General features: G+C 41.5%; 16 protein-coding genes. 2 read left to right on the top strand and 14 right to left on the bottom strand.

The features are described from left to right. Window positions 1-5: 5 nt before the first annotated feature. The 4 genes from CCK98_RS02715 to gatC form a co-directional block, all read right to left on the bottom strand. On the bottom strand, window positions 6-551 hold the full coding sequence (locus CCK98_RS02715) for a DUF1697 domain-containing protein (RefSeq protein ID WP_088085178.1): 546 nt from the start codon (window positions 549-551) through the stop codon (window positions 6-8). 1,015 nt (window positions 552-1,566) lie between these two features. After that, window positions 1,567-2,994: an Asp-tRNA(Asn)/Glu-tRNA(Gln) amidotransferase subunit GatB gene (gene gatB, locus CCK98_RS02710; RefSeq protein ID WP_088085177.1), complete on the bottom strand. Its 1,428-nt coding sequence runs from the start codon at window positions 2,992-2,994 to the stop codon at window positions 1,567-1,569. A gap of 12 nt (window positions 2,995-3,006) precedes the next feature. Further along, a complete protein-coding gene (gene gatA, locus CCK98_RS02705; RefSeq protein ID WP_088085176.1) occupies window positions 3,007-4,464 on the bottom strand; it encodes an Asp-tRNA(Asn)/Glu-tRNA(Gln) amidotransferase subunit GatA in 1,458 nt (485 codons plus the stop codon). Between the two features lie 3 nt (window positions 4,465-4,467). After that, on the bottom strand, window positions 4,468-4,767 hold the full coding sequence (gatC, locus tag CCK98_RS02700) for an Asp-tRNA(Asn)/Glu-tRNA(Gln) amidotransferase subunit GatC (protein WP_088085175.1): 300 nt from the start codon (window positions 4,765-4,767) through the stop codon (window positions 4,468-4,470). Window positions 4,768-5,004: 237 nt separating this feature from the next. Between gatC and CCK98_RS02695 the strand changes: the two genes are divergently transcribed. Continuing rightward, entirely contained in the window at window positions 5,005-5,661 is a 657-nt protein-coding gene (locus CCK98_RS02695; RefSeq protein ID WP_088085174.1) for a lysozyme family protein, read from the top strand. A 26-nt stretch (window positions 5,662-5,687) separates the two neighbouring features. Here CCK98_RS02695 and CCK98_RS02690 read toward each other — a convergent pair whose 3' ends face one another. Further along, window positions 5,688-5,945 (bottom strand): zinc ribbon domain-containing protein, encoded by a 258-nt coding sequence (locus CCK98_RS02690; protein ID WP_088085173.1) that lies wholly within the window; start codon window positions 5,943-5,945, stop codon window positions 5,688-5,690. Between the two features lie 11 nt (window positions 5,946-5,956). Continuing rightward, window positions 5,957-6,451, bottom strand: coding sequence for a VanZ family protein (locus tag CCK98_RS02685; RefSeq protein WP_088085172.1), 495 nt, complete (start codon window positions 6,449-6,451; stop codon window positions 5,957-5,959). Between the two features lie 89 nt (window positions 6,452-6,540). Between CCK98_RS02685 and CCK98_RS02680 the strand changes: the two genes are divergently transcribed. Then, window positions 6,541-6,993: an OsmC family protein gene (locus tag CCK98_RS02680; RefSeq protein WP_088085171.1), complete on the top strand. Its 453-nt coding sequence runs from the start codon at window positions 6,541-6,543 to the stop codon at window positions 6,991-6,993. A 198-nt stretch (window positions 6,994-7,191) separates the two neighbouring features. Here CCK98_RS02680 and CCK98_RS02675 read toward each other — a convergent pair whose 3' ends face one another. The 8 genes from CCK98_RS02675 to CCK98_RS02640 all read right to left on the bottom strand — a co-directional run bounded on the left by CCK98_RS02675 (window position 7,192) and on the right by CCK98_RS02640 (window position 17,019). Next, window positions 7,192-7,626: a YueI family protein gene (locus CCK98_RS02675; RefSeq protein WP_256942234.1), complete on the bottom strand. Its 435-nt coding sequence runs from the start codon at window positions 7,624-7,626 to the stop codon at window positions 7,192-7,194. Window positions 7,627-7,861: 235 nt separating this feature from the next. Further along, on the bottom strand, window positions 7,862-9,145 hold the full coding sequence (gene aceA, locus CCK98_RS02670) for an isocitrate lyase (protein ID WP_088085169.1): 1,284 nt from the start codon (window positions 9,143-9,145) through the stop codon (window positions 7,862-7,864). A 47-nt stretch (window positions 9,146-9,192) separates the two neighbouring features. After that, on the bottom strand, window positions 9,193-10,785 hold the full coding sequence (gene aceB, locus CCK98_RS02665) for a malate synthase A (protein WP_088085168.1): 1,593 nt from the start codon (window positions 10,783-10,785) through the stop codon (window positions 9,193-9,195). A gap of 188 nt (window positions 10,786-10,973) precedes the next feature. Then, window positions 10,974-11,606, bottom strand: coding sequence for an NAD(P)-binding protein (locus tag CCK98_RS02660; protein WP_088085167.1), 633 nt, complete (start codon window positions 11,604-11,606; stop codon window positions 10,974-10,976). Window positions 11,607-11,609: 3 nt separating this feature from the next. After that, window positions 11,610-13,058, bottom strand: coding sequence for a uroporphyrinogen-III C-methyltransferase (gene cobA, locus CCK98_RS02655; RefSeq protein ID WP_088085166.1), 1,449 nt, complete (start codon window positions 13,056-13,058; stop codon window positions 11,610-11,612). 27 nt (window positions 13,059-13,085) lie between these two features. Then, complete coding sequence (gene nirD / locus CCK98_RS02650; RefSeq protein WP_088085165.1) at window positions 13,086-13,406, bottom strand: nitrite reductase small subunit NirD; 321 nt, start codon at window positions 13,404-13,406, stop codon at window positions 13,086-13,088. Window positions 13,407-13,412: 6 nt separating this feature from the next. Continuing rightward, window positions 13,413-15,836, bottom strand: coding sequence for a nitrite reductase large subunit NirB (nirB, locus tag CCK98_RS02645; RefSeq protein WP_088085164.1), 2,424 nt, complete (start codon window positions 15,834-15,836; stop codon window positions 13,413-13,415). Window positions 15,837-16,032: 196 nt separating this feature from the next. Beyond that, complete coding sequence (locus tag CCK98_RS02640; RefSeq protein ID WP_088085163.1) at window positions 16,033-17,019, bottom strand: hypothetical protein; 987 nt, start codon at window positions 17,017-17,019, stop codon at window positions 16,033-16,035. Window positions 17,020-17,029 lie beyond the last annotated feature (10 nt).

Here is a 17,029-nt window from a genome sequence, read left to right as displayed (position 1 = left end):
GAGCGTTATTTATTTATCAAATCTTCTACCATGGTCGATAGTTTGATGACAGTCTTCCAGTTACGTACTGTCACCGGAACACCTAGTTTCGGCAGCTGTGCTGCTAGTTTTGAATCTAGGATGCTCTGCCGTAAAAAGAGGTAGACTTCTTTCCCTTTTATAAAACATTCGTCGGGCTCGCTTTGGTAGTTGCGTAAAAGGTCCGTTTTTACTTGGGAGGGTTCCTCCGCCAAAAAGGCTAGTTGGATACTCTCGCCTTCCTTAAGAAAATCGATAGAATAGGGACAATCACGGATAATCTGTTCGTATTCCTCAGCTGTTCTTAAAATAACAGGGACCGGAAAACCAAATGTCTTACTTATCTCATCCTCTAATCGTTGGCTAAGTTGCTCTGCCTCGTCCTTTGCTTCGAATAAAACATTTCCACTTTGAATATATGTTTTCACCTTGGTTAGGCCCATTGTTTCTAATAGACTTTTTAAATCTGCCATTTTGATCCGGTTATGCTTGCCAACATTGATTCCTCGTAACAGCGCAATATAAATTGTCATCCGTGTACCTCGCTTTATTTATAAAATCATTTTGTTTAAATCTTACCATTTATTTGCCGAATTAAACTACGAATAGTCCTAAAATCTACTTTCCGCAAGTTGATGGCGGTTATCCGCAAGTTAGCTCACTCTATCCGCAAGTCAGGGAGGAGAATACTAATTTTTGGAAAAGAGTACCACATAATAATTTTTATGGAGGGATTTATATACAAAGGGGGTATCTAAGAAAGCTTTGGACGAAAAAACTAGTTTCATATACTAATAAAGATCGCCTCTCATTTTTAATCAGCGGATTTGAGAGTTTTATCAGCGAATCTAGCCCATTTATCAGCGAATTCACACAGTTTATCAGCGATAAATCAGATTTTATCAGCGTATCAGAAAATAGCCATTTAAATATTTAGCCTAAGTTCTTTTACATACCTTGACTATTTTCCCAAAAATATAGAACTAACCAAACGTTTGATTAAAACTAGTATCAGCCCCGGTAAATCAATGTTTTTCTCCGAAATCATATAAAAAGTTTGTCGGGAACTGGGGCAGCTAAGCCTTCCATTAACCTTATTTCCCTTTAAATTTACACCCCTCGACCAACTGCAAACTAATCAAACGTTTAATTAAATAGGCGGAATAGCCCTCCCTCTCAACCTTTTACTCCTAAACCTGGAAAAAAGATTGTTGAATTTACACTACTCCAAAAAACTAACCAAACGTTTGATTAGTTAGCCACGAGGCCATATAAATAAAGTGTTTCAGCCACTTATTGTGAAAATCCTTTGTCGACCCGAGCGATAATTTACCTCTAATAAAATAAAAAACAAGTCGATATTAGGACTTTCTTAGGGAAACTCCTATGCTTCGACACGTTTCCTGATCATTCCTTACTAACCAAACGTTTGATTAGTTGCGGGATAAACCCTTTTAAGAAAAGAATTTTTTCCCGGGAAATGGCGAAAAGAATGTCGAAATCCGCAAACCATAAAAAAACTGGCAGAATAGACTCTGCCAGCTTCGTTTAACGTTTTTGTAATTCTTGCTGCAATAACTGATTGACCATCTGCGGATTGGCCTGACCCTTAGTTGCCTTCATTAATTGCCCCACTAAGAAGCCAACCGCTTTATTTTTCCCATTCTTAAAATCTTCAATCGATTGCGGATTCGCATCCAGCACCTCAGAAATAATTTTAAGAAGTGTTCCCTCATCGGAAATCTGGACAAGCCCCTTGTCCTTCACAATTTTCTCGGCATCGCCGCCGTTTTCAATTAACTCTTTAAAAACGGTTTTCGCGATTTTCGAAGAAATCGTTCCGTTTTCGATTAGCTTAATCATGCTTGCTAGACCTTCCGGTGTTAAGGCTACTTGATGAAGCTCTTTTTGCTCAGCATTCAAGTAGGCTGAGACATCCCCCATGATCCAGTTCGAGGCAAGCTTCGCATCCGCACCACCATTAACTGTCTCCTCGAAGAAATCAGCCATTTCTTTCGTTACAGTTAACACTTTTGCGTCGTAAACGGGTAAGCCAAGCTCTTCTACATAACGCTTTTGACGCTGGTCTGGCAGTTCAGGGATTTCGGCACGAACTCTTGCTTTCCAGTCCTCATCAATGTACAAGTCCATTAAATCCGGCTCTGGGAAGTAACGATAATCATCGGAACCTTCTTTGACCCTCATCAGCAAGGTTGCCCCAGTGGCTTCATCAAAGCGGCGAGTTTCTTGATCAATCGTTCCACCGGCCGACACCACTTCGCGTTGACGCTTCTCTTCGTATTCAAGCCCTTTGCGGACAAAATTGAATGAGTTCAGGTTTTTCAATTCTGTTTTCGTTCCGAATTCTTCTTGACCAACGGGACGAATCGAAATATTTGCGTCACAACGAAGTGAGCCCTCTTCCATTTTACAATCGGAAACGCCTGTATATTGGATAATGGATTTTAATTTTTCAAGATAGGCATAAGCTTCATCAGGAGTGCGAATATCCGGTTCAGAAACGATTTCAACAAGCGGAGTGCCCTGACGATTGTAATCGCATAATGAATACCCTTTGCCATGGTTCAGCTTTCCTGCATCTTCTTCCAAATGAATTCTCGTAATTCCAATCCGCTTCGTATAGCCATTTACCTCAATATCAATCCAGCCATGTTCCCCAATTGGCTTATCAAACTGGGAAATCTGATAGGCCTTGGGATTATCCGGGTAAAAGTAGTTTTTGCGGTCAAACTTTGTATGGGTAGCAACCTCGCAATTAATGGCCATGGCAGCTTTTATCCCAAATTCTACCGCTTTTTTATTAAGGACAGGTAAAACTCCTGGGTAGCCCAGGTCAATCACACTTGTATTTGTATTCGGTTCAGCTCCAAAATGATTGGGGCTCGCTGAGAAAATTTTTGAATCTGTTTTTAACTCAACATGGACCTCAAGTCCAATCACTGTTTCAAATTCCACGGTCTTCACCCCCTATAATCCAGGTTTCTGTTTATGATAGTCTGTTGCCTGTTCAAATGCATGTGCTGTCCGATAAATTGTTGCTTCATCAAAATACTTGCCGATGATTTGTAAGCCTAACGGCAACCCGCCATCAAAGCCACACGGAATCGAAATTCCTGGTAAGCCTGCAAGGTTCAATGGAATCGTTAAAATATCATTGACATACATCGTTAACGGATCCTCGATTTTTTCACCAATTTTAAAAGCCGGCGTTGGTGTAGTCGGGCCGATAATCACATCATACTTTGCAAAAACATTCTCATAGTCTTGCTTGATTAATGTCCGAACCTGCTGCGCCTTTTTGTAATAGGCATCATAGTAACCTGAACTTAGTGCAAACGTTCCAAGCATAATCCGGCGCTTTACTTCATCACCGAAGCCTTCTGCTCGTGTTTTTTTATATAAATCAATTAACGTTTCCGCATCCTTTGTACGATAGCCGTAACGGACTCCGTCGAAACGGGCGAGGTTCGCTGAGGCTTCTGATGACGAAAGCAAATAGTAAGCGGCAAGTGCATACTTCGAGTGCGGCAGGGAAACTTCTTCCCAAACGGCGCCAAGACCCTCAAGCACCTTTAATGCATTTAAGACGGATTGTCGGACGGTTTCGCTGACACCTTCACCAAGATACTCTTTTGGTACTGCGATTCTAAGACCCTTTACGTCACCAGTTAAGGCACTAGCAAAGTCGGGAACGTCCACATTTGCTGAGGTTGAATCCATTGGATCCAGGCCGGATATCGCTTGAAGCAGGTAGGCATTATCCTCAACGGTTCTTGTAATCGGTCCAATTTGATCAAGTGATGACGCAAAGGCTACAAGGCCAAAGCGGGAAACACGACCATAGGTTGGCTTTAATCCGACGACACCACAAAAAGAAGCTGGTTGACGGATCGAACCGCCCGTATCAGAACCAAGGGAAAATAGGACTTCACCTGCCGCAACAGATGCTGCTGAACCGCCTGATGAACCACCTGGAACCGTCTCAAGATTCCATGGATTCCGTGTCGTTTGATAATGGGAATTTTCGTTTGAAGACCCCATTGCAAATTCATCCATATTTAACTTCCCAATCGTTACCGTTTCTGCCTGCTGCAGTTTCTGAACGACGGTGGCATCATAAATTGGATCAAAGTTTTCGAGAATTTTACTCGCACAGGTTGTCCGCAGTCCTTTTGTAACCATGTTATCTTTTAAGCCAATCGGCATCCCGAATAGCAAACCTTTTGCCGCATCCGTGTTAAGTTTCTCATCTAATGCTTTTGCTGATTGACGGGCGCGCTCTTCATCCAATGTTAAAAATGCCTGAACTTTGTCCTCGACTTGTCCGATTCTCTTGTATGATTCTTCAACAAGATCGGACACATTTAGTTCCTTTTTATGTAGCAGCTCATGTAAGTCTGCAACTTTATAGTCAAATAAACTCACGTTTTAATCCTCCTTCCCCATAATCGATGGTACTTTAATCTGTCCATCCTGATGTTCAGGCGCATTTTTTAGTACCTCTTCAAGCGCTAATCCTTGTTTGGATTTATCTTCACGTAAAACATTTTTCATATCCAGCACATGGTATGTAGGTTCCACATTTTCCGTGTCCAATTCATTTAACTGCTCAGCAAAGGTAATAATCGCATCCAGCTGCTTTGTAAACTTTTCTGTTTCTTCTTCGGTTATAGCCAAGCGTGCCAGGTTAGCTACATGCTTAACCTGCTCATTTGAAATACGTGACATATCATAACCCCCAATCCCATTTGTCTTATCATATCAATACTAATGATGATACCAAACTTTTCCGCATTACCGCAATGATTCAACTATCAGTATTGGCAAGCAAATCAATTTTTGTTCAAACTTTTAAAAATTTAATTCTATTTTTCTCTTAATAATGCAAATATTTTTTCTAATAAGTTCATCACAGACATTCTTGGCATCTTCCCTTATAATGGTCAGGGATGGGAGGGCTTCTGAATGAAAAAACGAAGACGGAAGAAATTCAAACTCTTTTTGATGCTGTTTATGCTTTTTTGTGGATTGGCCATGTTCCAAAATTATTTTCAACAACCAGGTTCCCTTCAACTTGAAAAATCTGATCCATTTGCTGATGTAAAAAAATATAGTCCCTTAATACACGATGAATTAGCGAAATATAATCTCGAAACTCATACGACAGTACTAGTAGCCTTAATGCAGCAAGAAAGCCGCGGCAAAGGCGGGGATCCTATGCAGTCGTCGGAATCGGCTGGTTTGGCAAGAAATACAATTACAGATCCCCAAAAAAGCATTCAGGTTGGGGTTAAACATTTTCAGCGAGTACTCACTTATGGGAATCAGAAAAAGGTAGATTTCCAGACCATTATCCAGTCTTACAACATGGGAATTGGCTACATTGACTATGTCGCACAGCACGGCGGTAAACATAGTGAGGCATTGGCGAAAGAATTCTCCCTCCAGCGGGTAAAAGAAAAGCCAGCTATATATACTTGTGGCGGCAATAAAGATAATTTCCGCTACCCTTATTGCTATGGTGATTTTACCTATAGCACAAAGGTAACCAAAAATATTCAATTGTTAGCAGATACAGTACCAGTTACTGGGACTGAAAAAACCACCAGTGGATCTTTTTAAAGATTCATCGGTGGTTTTTGTTTATCCTAATCTATTCTATTAACCTTCTTATTAAACCAATGGATATACCCACAACGGTGACAGGTTAATGTGATTGCAGAGCGGTTGGCAAAGTCAAAATTTAAAAAAGTGGCCAATGCTGTATTTAACTGGGCATGACTAGACTCAAACCGATCATGTTGGCAATGAACACAGGTAACTTGAATTCCATTTGCCTGATATTGCCCCGCCCCCATTGATTTCTTAATGTTTTTTGAAAAGAGTGTAAAGAATCCTTTTGCCATCCGACTGCCTCCTAAAATTGCGTTGTTTTTATGATTTTCTTTTTCAAATGGGCGATCAGAAAAACGAGCTTAATAGGCAGGTAACCAAGAATTCCACCAGCCGTATTTAAAATTAAGTCGTCCACATCAAAGCTGCCAAATTCAAATACGAGCTGCAACAGTTCGAACGTTAGACTTAAGCAAAAGGTAGCAAAGGTGACAGTGCTGATTTTTTGAAACTTTTTTGCAAGCAATGGTAAGATAAATCCGAACGGCATAAAACCGATGACATTCCCTGCTAAGTTCTCAATCCGAATACTTAGATTGATATCTGCTAAAAACAAATAAAATTTAATGGTTTTAAAGGGGACGAAATTATTCGACCGCCAGTGGTATTCATCATAGGTAAAGTTAAAATGATTAATAATCTCAGATAACGGGATATATTTAAACAAAATTAATTTCGAAAGAATCGCTAAATATAAACAAAGAATTAGGAAAAGGGTAATTTTAAAAATAATTTTCATAATCACTGCTCCATTTTTTACGTATCAAATTAACCATACCATATTTTCCAAATAACGTGGGAGCAAAACTAAAATTGGAGGAATTTAGAATGGCCGAACATATTTTTCACTTAAAGGCGAACTGGCCGGGATTACGGAATGATGTCGGAGAGATTGAAGCCGGGAATCTAAAAACAAAGATTTCCATCCCACCAGGAATGGATGGGCCGGGTGTCGGCACTAATCCAGATGAGATGCTGCTAGGGGCTGCCGCGACCTGCTATATTATCACACTTGCAGCGATGATGGAACGTAGTCATTTGCTGAAGGAGACTCTAATGATGGAGTCTGAAGGAATTGTGGATGTCACCAATGGGGTTTTTACATATAAAAAAATTATCCACCGACCACATGTAGTCTTGAAACCAGGTGCATCCGAAAAAGAAGTGGCGATGGCTAAGAGACTCGCCAAAAAAGCGGAGACTTCTTGCATGATCAGTCGAGCCATTCAGGGAAATGTTGAAATGGAGCTTCAGGCAACGGTGGAAGTGGCAGCTGGATGAAAACAGAGGAGTGTATAGTGTCATAAAGACAGTTGGAGGTTGTGCATGAGGTATTTTGTCCTTATGAACTCCTCATAAGGACAGTTGGGGCTCTGGCTTGATGCTTTTTGTCCTTATGAACCTCTCATAAGGACAGTTTGGGCTCTGGCTTGATGCTTTCCTCTGTTAAGGGCGTATGTTCTCTGAAATCTCATCTGCTTATTTTTTAAAGATTTTTGAAAAAAAGCCCTTGCTCTTTTTAACTTCCTGCAGCTGGGCAGGTACCTTCTTGGTTATATAGATATCTTCCTTATCAATTGCATGATCCATAGCTAACACCAAGCCGATTTCCGTGTCGTGCTCTTTATTGGTCACAATAGTATGTTCAATCTTATATTTTGTGGCCAGCTTTACATATTTGGAAAGGGCCTCGTAATTCATGTTTCCATTTAAGAAAAGATGGGACTGGGGCTTTTCCTTCATATGCTGCTCCACTTGGGGATATACTTCTTTTTCTCCCAATTGGCTTTTCTTAAGGGCAATAACAATCCGCTCTCTCAAAGTTCCTAAGAATTTTCGCCGCTCATCTGGTTTTGTTTCAAGTGGTCCATAGATACCTTGCTGTAAGATTTCATCAACGGTTGTCTTTTTCAACTCAATCAACTCCATATAAAGGCTATTATTATCTATGATGATACATTAAAAAACGTTCCGTTCCAAAAAGTGGGTTCAATAGCTTGTAAATTTAACTATAAGCAAGTTGGATCTCCTCATACGCAAGTTGGACCATCCCATCCGCAAGTTGGTTCCCAATTCCTCTATTTAAATATAAACTAATCAAAAAATCCCTCCCTCCAATAGGAGAGAAGGATTCGCGGTCTGCTGAGACCTAGTTTTTTCCTGTAAATTGTTCTGCCTCAGTCGAACCTTTTAATGCGGTTGTTGATGATGTTCCACCGGTAATGACCATAGATACTTGGTCAAAGTAACCTGTACCAACCTCACGCTGGTGACGTGTGGCCGTGTAGCCGTATTGCTCGCTATCGAATTCCGCTTGCTGCAATTCGGAGTAAGCTGCCATGCCGCGCTCTTTATAGCCGCGAGCAAGTTCGAACATGCCATGGTTTAGAGCGTGGAAGCCAGCAAGAGTAACGAATTGGAACTTGTAGCCCATTTTTCCAAGTTCGACTTGGAATTTCGCAATCGTTTCTTGATCCAATTTCTTTTTCCAGTTGAAAGATGGCGAGCAGTTGTATGCGAGCAGCTTGCCTGGGAATTTCTCATGGATCGCTTCTGCAAATTGTCTTGCTTCCTCGAGATTTGGCTCAGAAGTTTCGCACCAAACAAGATCCGCATATGGTGCATATGCTAGACCGCGAGCAATCGCCTGGTCAATCCCCGCCCTCACTCGATAGAATCCTTCTCCCGTGCGTTCACCAGTAATAAATGGTGCATCATTCATATCAATATCACTTGTAATTAAATCAGCCGCGTTGGCATCGGTACGAGCAACTAGTATCGTAGGAACACCCATAACGTCAGCAGCTAAACGAGCAGCGATCAAGTTACGAACCGCCGTTTGGGTTGGCAGCAATACTTTACCCCCTAAATGGCCACACTTTTTCTCGGAAGAAAGCTGATCTTCAAAGTGGACACCTGAAGCACCGGCTTCAATCATGCCTTTCATTAGTTCAAAACAGTTTAATTGGCCGCCAAAACCGGCTTCTGCATCAGCGATAATTGGAGCAAACCAATCGATTGAGTTGTCACCCTCTGAATGGGTAATCTGGTCTGCACGCTGCAAGGCCTGATTAATCTTTTTAACGACATTCGGTACACTATTTGCTGGGTATAAGCTTTGGTCAGGGTACATGTGTCCGGACAGGTTTGCATCGGCTGCTACCTGCCAACCGCTTAGGTAGATAGCTTTTAGCCCTGCTTTAACTTGCTGGACTGCCTGATTTCCTGTTAATGCACCAAGGGCATTTACATAGTCTTCTTCATTTAAAAGCTTCCAAAGCTTTTCAGACCCTTTCCGAGCCAACGTATGCTCAATATCAATGGATCCGCGTAGCTTGATAACATCCTCGGCAGTGTATGGTCTTGTAATCCCATTCCAACGGCTATCCATTTCCCAGCTTTCTTGTAATTGTGCTACTCTTGAATTTGTCATTTTATATTCCTCCTATTAATCTATTAAGTATTTTTTAATTTAATAAACTAAATCAACTCATACCCTGGCAGGGTTAAAAATTCAGCAAAATCATCATTTAAAATCAATCGGTCAAACAATTCAACAGCTTCATCGAATCGGCCGTTTTCAAATGTCTGCACTCCAATTTCCTGTTTGACTTTTTCCAATTCCTCCACCTTATATTGCTGGTACATTTCCGCGGTGACCTTCCGTCCGTCGTTCAGAATCCCTTTGGGGTGGCGAATCCACTGCCACAGCTGGGCGCGTGAAATTTCTGCAGTTGCAGCATCCTCCATCAAGTTGTGAATAGGGGCTGCTCCATTACCTCTTAGCCAGGAAGCCACATATTGAATGCCCACATTTATGTTCAAACGAACGCCCTCTTCTGTAATCGTTCCACCTGGTGATTCAAGCAAATCTTGGGCAGTCACACTGATTTTCTGTTGCTTAAGTGTATGAATTTGGTTTGCAATCGGCATTTCACGGTTGAAAACTTCCAGGGCTACCGGAACAAGACCTGGGTGTGCCACCCATGTTCCATCATGACCATCACGGGCTTCACGCTCTTTATCGGCACGAACCTTGGCAAAAGCCTCCTCATTGGCAGCCGGATTATTACGAATGGGAATTTGGGCTGCCATCCCTCCGATTGCCGGTGCCTTGCGGCGGTGACAGGTTTGAATCGTTAGTAACGAATACGAACGCATGAATGGTACTGTCATCGTTACCTGAGATCGATCCGGTAAAATGACATCCTTGTGGTTACGCAGCTTTTTTAAGTAACTGAAGATATAATCCCATCTTCCACAATTCAATCCTGCAGAGTGTTCCTTTAGCTCAAATAAAATCTCATTCATTTCAAATGCGCCCATGATGGTTTCTAGTAAGACAGTCGCTTTAATGGTTCCATTCGGAATCCCAAGCTTCTCTTGCGCAAATACAAATACATCATTCCAAAGCCTTGCCTCCAGGTGACTTTCCAATTTCGGCAGATAAAAATATGGTCCTGTGCCCCTCTCAAGTAACTGTTTCACATTATGGAAAAAGTACATCCCAAAGTCGAATAAACTTCCTGAAATAGGTTTGCCATCTAGTAAAATATGTTTTTCTTCTAAATGCAGGCCGCGTGGTCTAACAAACAGAACAGCTGTTTTTTCATGTAGTTCATATTTTTTACCGTTAGGATTTTCAAAGGAAATCGTCCGATTTACTGCATCTCTTAAGTTGATTTGTCCTTCGATGATGTTTTCCCATGTCGGCGAAGTGGCGTCTTCACAATCAGCCATAAAAACCTTTGCACCAGAGTTTAAAGCGTTGATGACCATTTTTCGATCGGTCGGGCCTGTAATTTCTACCCTGCGATCTTGCAGGTCATCTGGCAGCGGAGCAATGGTCCAATCATCATTCCGAATATGTTTTGTCTCAGGAAGAAAGTCTGGCAATTTCCCATCATTAATTTCGGCTTGTCGTTTTTGTCTGTACTGTAACAGTTCAATTCTTCTTTCGCCAAATTTTCGTTCTAGCGCTTCAATAAAATTTAATGCCTCTGGTGTTAAAATCTCATCGTACTGGGCTCTCATTGCCCCAACCACTTCAATACCTGTCGTTTGCGTCGACATGAACTACATCACCTCTTTGTTATAATACAGTTACTATCTACGTTTTGTATTATATAACACCGATTTTAAAAATGGAACTATTTTTCTGAAAATTTTATAAAAATAGGTAAAAACTCCTAAACCTCTGATTTTTCAAAAGGAAAAATCCATAAAAAAAAGGACGTCATCGGCATCCTGTTTTACAGTCATTATTCGCTCGTTTCGTTAAGAAGCGTTTCATATAATCTAATAAAATCATCTTCTCGATTATCACTAGTTAAGAACTCCGAACTTACAATGGTTTTTAATAGTTTCCTCTTCAAAGAAGCATTTTCCACTTCCTTCAGAATCCATTTTCGTTTTGAAAAAAGAAACTCAAGATAGCCCTCGTAGGAATCATCAAACTGCTCCTCGAGCTGCTCCCGAATTTTGCTGGCGAGAGATGGACTCGCACCTCCTGTTGAAACGGCAATGCTCAACAGTCCACGTTGAAAATGGGCTGGGACATGGAAATTGGATTCACCTGGATCGTCTGCAATCGTTACAAGCTGATGGGGTGCTGCTGAATTTCTAATCAACTGATTTATTTCTCGAATATTCGTCGCAGCAAAAATCATGAATGCATCCTTTATGTCGCTCGAAAAAAAAGACTTTTGCTTCCACACAATTTTCCCCTCACGATGAAGCCTTTGGATTTCATCCGTTGCCTCCGGGCTGACGATTACGATTTCTGCACCCGTACCAAGCAGTCCCGTTACTTTTCGCTCGGCAACTTTCCCGCCCCCAACAATGACGACTGTTTTTCCTTCTAACCTTAGGATTACAGGATAGCCTGAATTCATCTTCTACACTTCCTCGACAGGACGGGCAGCTAAATATTCAACCAAGGCTTCTTTCGTTGCGCTGGCAGGCATTCCATGCGACATAAAGCCGGCTTTTCCAACGGCAGCTGCTGTTTGTTTTCCCATGCTGACCACATGCAACCCTTGCAACAGTTCAACCGCATTCAAGTCACATTCACGTAACGCTTGTACAAACGGTTCAATGGACGCACTGCTTGGGAATACCATGGTATTCACGTCAGCCTCATCTAACATTCTTTTAAAAAGAGGCAGAAACTGATGATCTATTTCTTTTCTGCTAGTCACCATGATGTCTTCCTGATCATACTCTTTTTTCAAGATGCTATCGTCCCCAACAATGAGCAAGGCTCCGGTCTCGTGCATTTCATCAACCTGTACAGCAATAAATCCACGATTATTTAATGCTTTGATTGATTTCATCGAAGCGCCAAAGAAATCGGCACGGATTTTTCGAATATCCATTCCACTTTCCATCACCGCTGTGAAAAATTCATCTACACTTTCAGGTGAGGTAAAAAATATTTTTTCATAGGAAGTTACTTTTGGCAGATCAACAGGCAGTGCCGTCTTTTTCCACTTTGGAAATTCAATCACATCGGCACCTTGATCCATTAATTCCTTTGCTAATTCACTTTGACCCTCACTCGTACGGGCAAGCAGGATTTGCCGTCCATACAATGGCATTTTCTCGAACCAGCTGATTTTTTCACGCAGAGAAATGACATCCCCAACTAAAATAATCGATGGGTTGCTAAACTTTGCCTCCAAGACCTTCTCGGAAATATTAGCAAGTGTCCCTTGCAATGTTTTTTGGCGGCCAAATGTACCCCATTGAATCAAAATAACCGGGGTCGACGCTGGTTTACCGTAGTTAAGGAGATTTTCGCAAATAAACGGTAAATTGCCGACTCCCATGTAAAAGGCAATGGTATCAACACCGCGAGCCAGTCCTTCCCAATCAAGTACTGGTTTGCCCTCTTGTGATTTGTCATGGGCAGTAACGACTGCAAATGACTCTGCATACTCACGGTGGGTAACAGGAATTCCTGCATAAAGGGGGGCTGCAATCCCCGATGAAATGCCAGGAACGATTTCAAATGGAATTTGATATTCGGCCAGGGATGCCGCTTCTTCGCCAACTCTGCCAAACACGCCTGGGTCTCCGCCTTTTAAACGAACAACCCGCTTGCCTTCAAGAGCCTTCTCAACCAAAAGCTCGTTGATATTCCCTTGGCGTAATATATGGCGGTTCGGTAGTTTTCCGCAATAAATTAGTTCACAATCCGCTGGAGCAAACTCTAACAGTTTGGGATTGGCAAGCCGGTCATATAAAATCACTTCGGCTTGCTTTATAGCCTCCAGTCCTTTTACGGTGATTAAACGAACGTCCCCGGGTCCTGCTCCTACTAAAAATACTTTCCCATTTTTCATTCTGCAGCCATCCTTCCCATTTCGCTCTTATCTGACAATAAAAACGATATCTTCCTCTAATTCAACCTTAAATGTCCGTACTTGACCTACATCCGGTGACTGTACTTTACCATCTTTTAAGGATATTTTCCAATCATAGACGGGGCAATATACATACTCGCCACTGACAAGGCCTTCTGAAAGGACGCCTCCTTTTGGATGGGGACTGCGGTTTTCAATCGCATAAACCTCTCCATTTGTTAATTTAAATAGGGCAATTTCTGTATCATCGATTTTAATCGTATACCCAGATCGAACTCTTAAATTAGAATAGTTTGCCACTGGAATTCTTGTTATTGTTTGAAGCATATTGAATCACTCCCCAGCCTTAATAGTGTGTTTTGCATAAAATTTATCTTGAATTTCTTCACTTTGAACCGCTTCATTCCAAGGTTCGATATATTTATTTAATGTTTTATCCATGCGCTCGTTTAAGGCTTTCCGTGTGGCCTCATTGGCAAGTACTTCTCTCACATGATCCAAGCCGACACGTTCTACCCATTTTGAAGTACGCTCTAGGTAATTGGCTGTTTCGCGATAATATTGAAGATAAGCACCCGTGATTTCCATTACTTCCGCTTGCGTTTTCACTGTATATAGGAGGTCCCCCGCACGGAGGTCGACACCCCCGTTACCAGCGACATAAATCTCCCAGCCTCCATCAATTCCAACAAAGCCAATGTCTTTGATTCCTGCTTCGGAACAGTTCCGCGGGCAGGCCGATACGCCCATTTTTACTTTATGAGGGGTATCGAGGCGTTCAAATTTCTTTTCAAGTTCAATGCCAAGTGCCATCGAATCCTGTGTTCCATAGCGGCAGAACTGAGCGCCGACACAAGTTTTTACGGTACGAAGCGTTTTTCCATAAGCATAACCAGAAGGCATATCGAGCTCTTCCCACATACTTGGCAGGTCTTCTTTTTTCACTCCGAATAAACCAATCCGCTGTCCGCCTGTTAATTTTACGAGCGGTACCTCATACTTTTCAGCGACCTCGGCGATTTTTTTCAAATCAGCGGCTGTCGTTACCCCGCCATACATTCTTGGTACAACCGAGTAGGTTCCGTCCTTTTGAATATTGGCATGCATTTTTTCATTGACGAGTCGGGAATCACGATCATCTTTGTATTCATCCATATGAATCATCCCTAGATAGTAGTTGATGGCCGGACGGCATTTGGTACAGCCTTCCTCATTATTCCACTCAAGGACATTCATAACTTCTTTTACACTTGTTAAGCCTTTTTCTTTAATTTCGGCCACAACTTCATCACGGCTTAGGGTTGTACAACCGCACAGGCTTGTCTTTTGTGCTGCAGCTTCATCAAATTGGTCACCTAGTGTATAGGCAAGAATATTGCTTACCATCGGTTTACAGCGTCCGCAAGAACGGCCCGCGTTCGTACAATGACTCACTTGGTCCAGTGTGGTTAACCCTTGAGTTTTGATTGCTTCAACGATGGCGCCTTTAGTGACTCCGTTACAACCGCAAATTAATTCATCATTCGGCATCGATGCTACATCATCATTGCCGCCTTCTGCACTGAATTCAGATTGCAGCACCGATATGCTAGTCATTCCGCTGATATCCTCTTTTTTCGTCAGCATTCGGTATAGCTTGGTGCTATCCTTGGTATCTCCATATAGCACGACACCAACAATCGTGTTATTTCTCGTTAAGATCTTTTTATAGACACCATCATATTCATTGTAGACCATGATCGATTTTGTTGAACCATCTTCAAAAATTTCTCCAGCAGAGAAAAGATCCACGCCGGCTACTTTTAATTGTGTTCCTGTTACAGAGCCTTCATATGGTTCGCTTAAATTTCCACAAATACGGTTGGCCAGCACTTTTCCTTGTTCATATAATGGGGCCACCAAGCCATAGACAATCTCTCGATGTTCCGCACATTCCCCCACGGCGTAAACATGAGGGACACTTGTTTCCATGAAGTCATTGACCACTATCCCGCGATTGACATAGATTCCGCTGTTTCTTGCCACTTCGGTGTTAGACTTAATCCCGATTGCCATAACCACCAGGTCCGCTTCCACCTCTGAACCATCTTTAAAGCGAAGACCTGTTACTCGTTCGTTGCCAAGGATTTCAACGGTTTCTTTTTCCATTAAGAAGTTCATGCCCTGTCTTTCTAGTTCTGCCTTCAGTAAGGATGAAGCAACCGAATCCAGCTGTCGCTCCATTAGATGCGGCATTAAGTGAACAACATCCATCTTCATTCCCAGGTTTAACAGTCCTCTTGCTGCCTCAAGACCTAGAAGTCCTCCGCCGATGACCACGGCTTTCTTAAATTGCTGTGCTGACTTGATCATCATTTCACAATCATTGATATCACGAAATCCAGTCACACCGATTTTGTCTGCACCTGGAATTGGGAGGATGAAAGAATTCGAGCCAGTGGCAATAATTAATTCATCATATTCGACTTCCCTGCCTAAATTACTAACCACACATTTTCCGTCCACATCAATGTTTACAATCGCTTCACCTGTAAACAATTTAATATTATTTTCCTTATACCAATCGAGCGGGTTGATGATGATATCTTCAAAGTTTGTATCCCCTTGAAGTATATTTGATAGTTTAATCCGATTATAGTTTGGGTACGGTTCTTGTCCAAAAATAGTAATTTCAAATGGTTCAGTGGATACTTTGAGGATTTCATCTATCGTTCTGACGCCTGCCATACCATTTCCGATCATTACTAGTTTTTTCATTTATCAATCACTCCTCATATGTTAAATAAATATTTTTAAGGTTAGTAAGGTTTTCTTTATAGTTAAATTGTAAATGCTAGCGTCGATAAAATTTGTGAAGTACGTCACTTTTTAATCAATATATGTGAATGATTTCACATTATTGTCAAACATAGTATAAAAAGAAAAAATAGCACACGATTGTATGCTATTTTCACTACACTACCTTTTTTTCAGTTTTCCTTATTTGAAAGAGTTTTACCATTGAATGAATCATCGGAACAAGCACACCAATTACTAAAACAGGGGCAAGCTCCCATAATACTAAGGGTGGAGTGATGAGAATACCTGTTTTATGGATTGCAAACAAGGCAAGAAAATAAGCTAGGCTGCCAGCCAGTCCAGCTAACCGAGGGGTTTTTCTAAACAATAAATAGCATAAAGGAATGAATAAAAGCGTTATCGGTACATAAGAGGTTGGATAACCAACTGCAGCAAAAATAGCTTTGCCTACAAACCTTAACAGGATATAAAGTGCCGTCGCCATCACAGGTATGGTATAATTGCGGCAATATCGGATGATTAGAATTGTTAGGAGAGTGACCATTAGAATTGTATAGATGGGATAGACCCATTCCGGAATGCCGCCAAAAATCTGTGAGGCAGGATCTGAGATAAGTTCAAGGATTTCCTTTGAGGCAATCGATTTTCCATGAATGTATTGATCATATGAAATGGCCCCGTTTTCCTGTTGCATATTCGGAAACATCAAGCATTCAAGGAGATACATGGCAAACCAGGTATGAAGTGACCACCATGACGGTTGAATATCTCTCGTATATAGAAAGTAACCACGCCAGACCCCAAAAATCATAATTGCTGTACCAATATAATAAATAAAATGGGTTGGACTCCATGTGGTTAAATCAATTCCATACGCAATATGATAAGTGAAATCTAGTGGGATCCCAATTAGGAATATGACGTAGCCTATTGTAATCAGGTTTCTAGAAAATCGGTCCATATAATTTAAACGTCGCCACTCTTGAATTAACAAACATGCGCCTAAAGCAAAACCGATGGTATTAACAATATGGGGAATGGAGTATTCCTCAAATAAATATTTAAAATGATAAGAAGCATCCCATGCAGAACCAATAAATTTTAATAGAAAGGCAAGTACCCATAAACGATAATATTTCAACGATATCAGC

The organism is Bacillus sp. OV166 (assembly GCF_900177675.1).
Classification (GTDB): Bacteria; Bacillota; Bacilli; order Bacillales; family Cytobacillaceae; genus Neobacillus.
Note: the sequence above shows the minus strand (reverse complement) of the source record. Positions and strands in the feature narration are given on the sequence as shown.

Coding starts and splice junctions, on each gene's coding strand:
- CCK98_RS02690 (WP_088085173.1), bottom strand. CDS start 5,945: ATGGCAAAAGGATTCTTTACACTCTTTTCAAAAAACATTAAGAAATCA.
- nirB (WP_088085164.1), bottom strand. CDS start 15,836: ATGAAAAAACTAGTAATGATCGGAAATGGTATGGCAGGCGTCAGAACG.
- nirD (WP_088085165.1), bottom strand. CDS start 13,406: ATGCTTCAAACAATAACAAGAATTCCAGTGGCAAACTATTCTAATTTA.
- CCK98_RS02685 (WP_088085172.1), bottom strand. CDS start 6,451: ATGAAAATTATTTTTAAAATTACCCTTTTCCTAATTCTTTGTTTATAT.
- gatC (WP_088085175.1), bottom strand. CDS start 4,767: ATGTCACGTATTTCAAATGAGCAGGTTAAGCATGTAGCTAACCTGGCA.
- aceB (WP_088085168.1), bottom strand. CDS start 10,785: ATGTCGACGCAAACGACAGGTATTGAAGTGGTTGGGGCAATGAGAGCC.
- CCK98_RS02680 (WP_088085171.1), top strand. CDS start 6,541: ATGGCCGAACATATTTTTCACTTAAAGGCGAACTGGCCGGGATTACGG.
- CCK98_RS02660 (WP_088085167.1), bottom strand. CDS start 11,606: ATGAATTCAGGCTATCCTGTAATCCTAAGGTTAGAAGGAAAAACAGTC.
- aceA (WP_088085169.1), bottom strand. CDS start 9,145: ATGACAAATTCAAGAGTAGCACAATTACAAGAAAGCTGGGAAATGGAT.
- CCK98_RS02715 (WP_088085178.1), bottom strand. CDS start 551: ATGACAATTTATATTGCGCTGTTACGAGGAATCAATGTTGGCAAGCAT.
- CCK98_RS02695 (WP_088085174.1), top strand. CDS start 5,005: ATGAAAAAACGAAGACGGAAGAAATTCAAACTCTTTTTGATGCTGTTT.
- cobA (WP_088085166.1), bottom strand. CDS start 13,058: ATGAAAAATGGGAAAGTATTTTTAGTAGGAGCAGGACCCGGGGACGTT.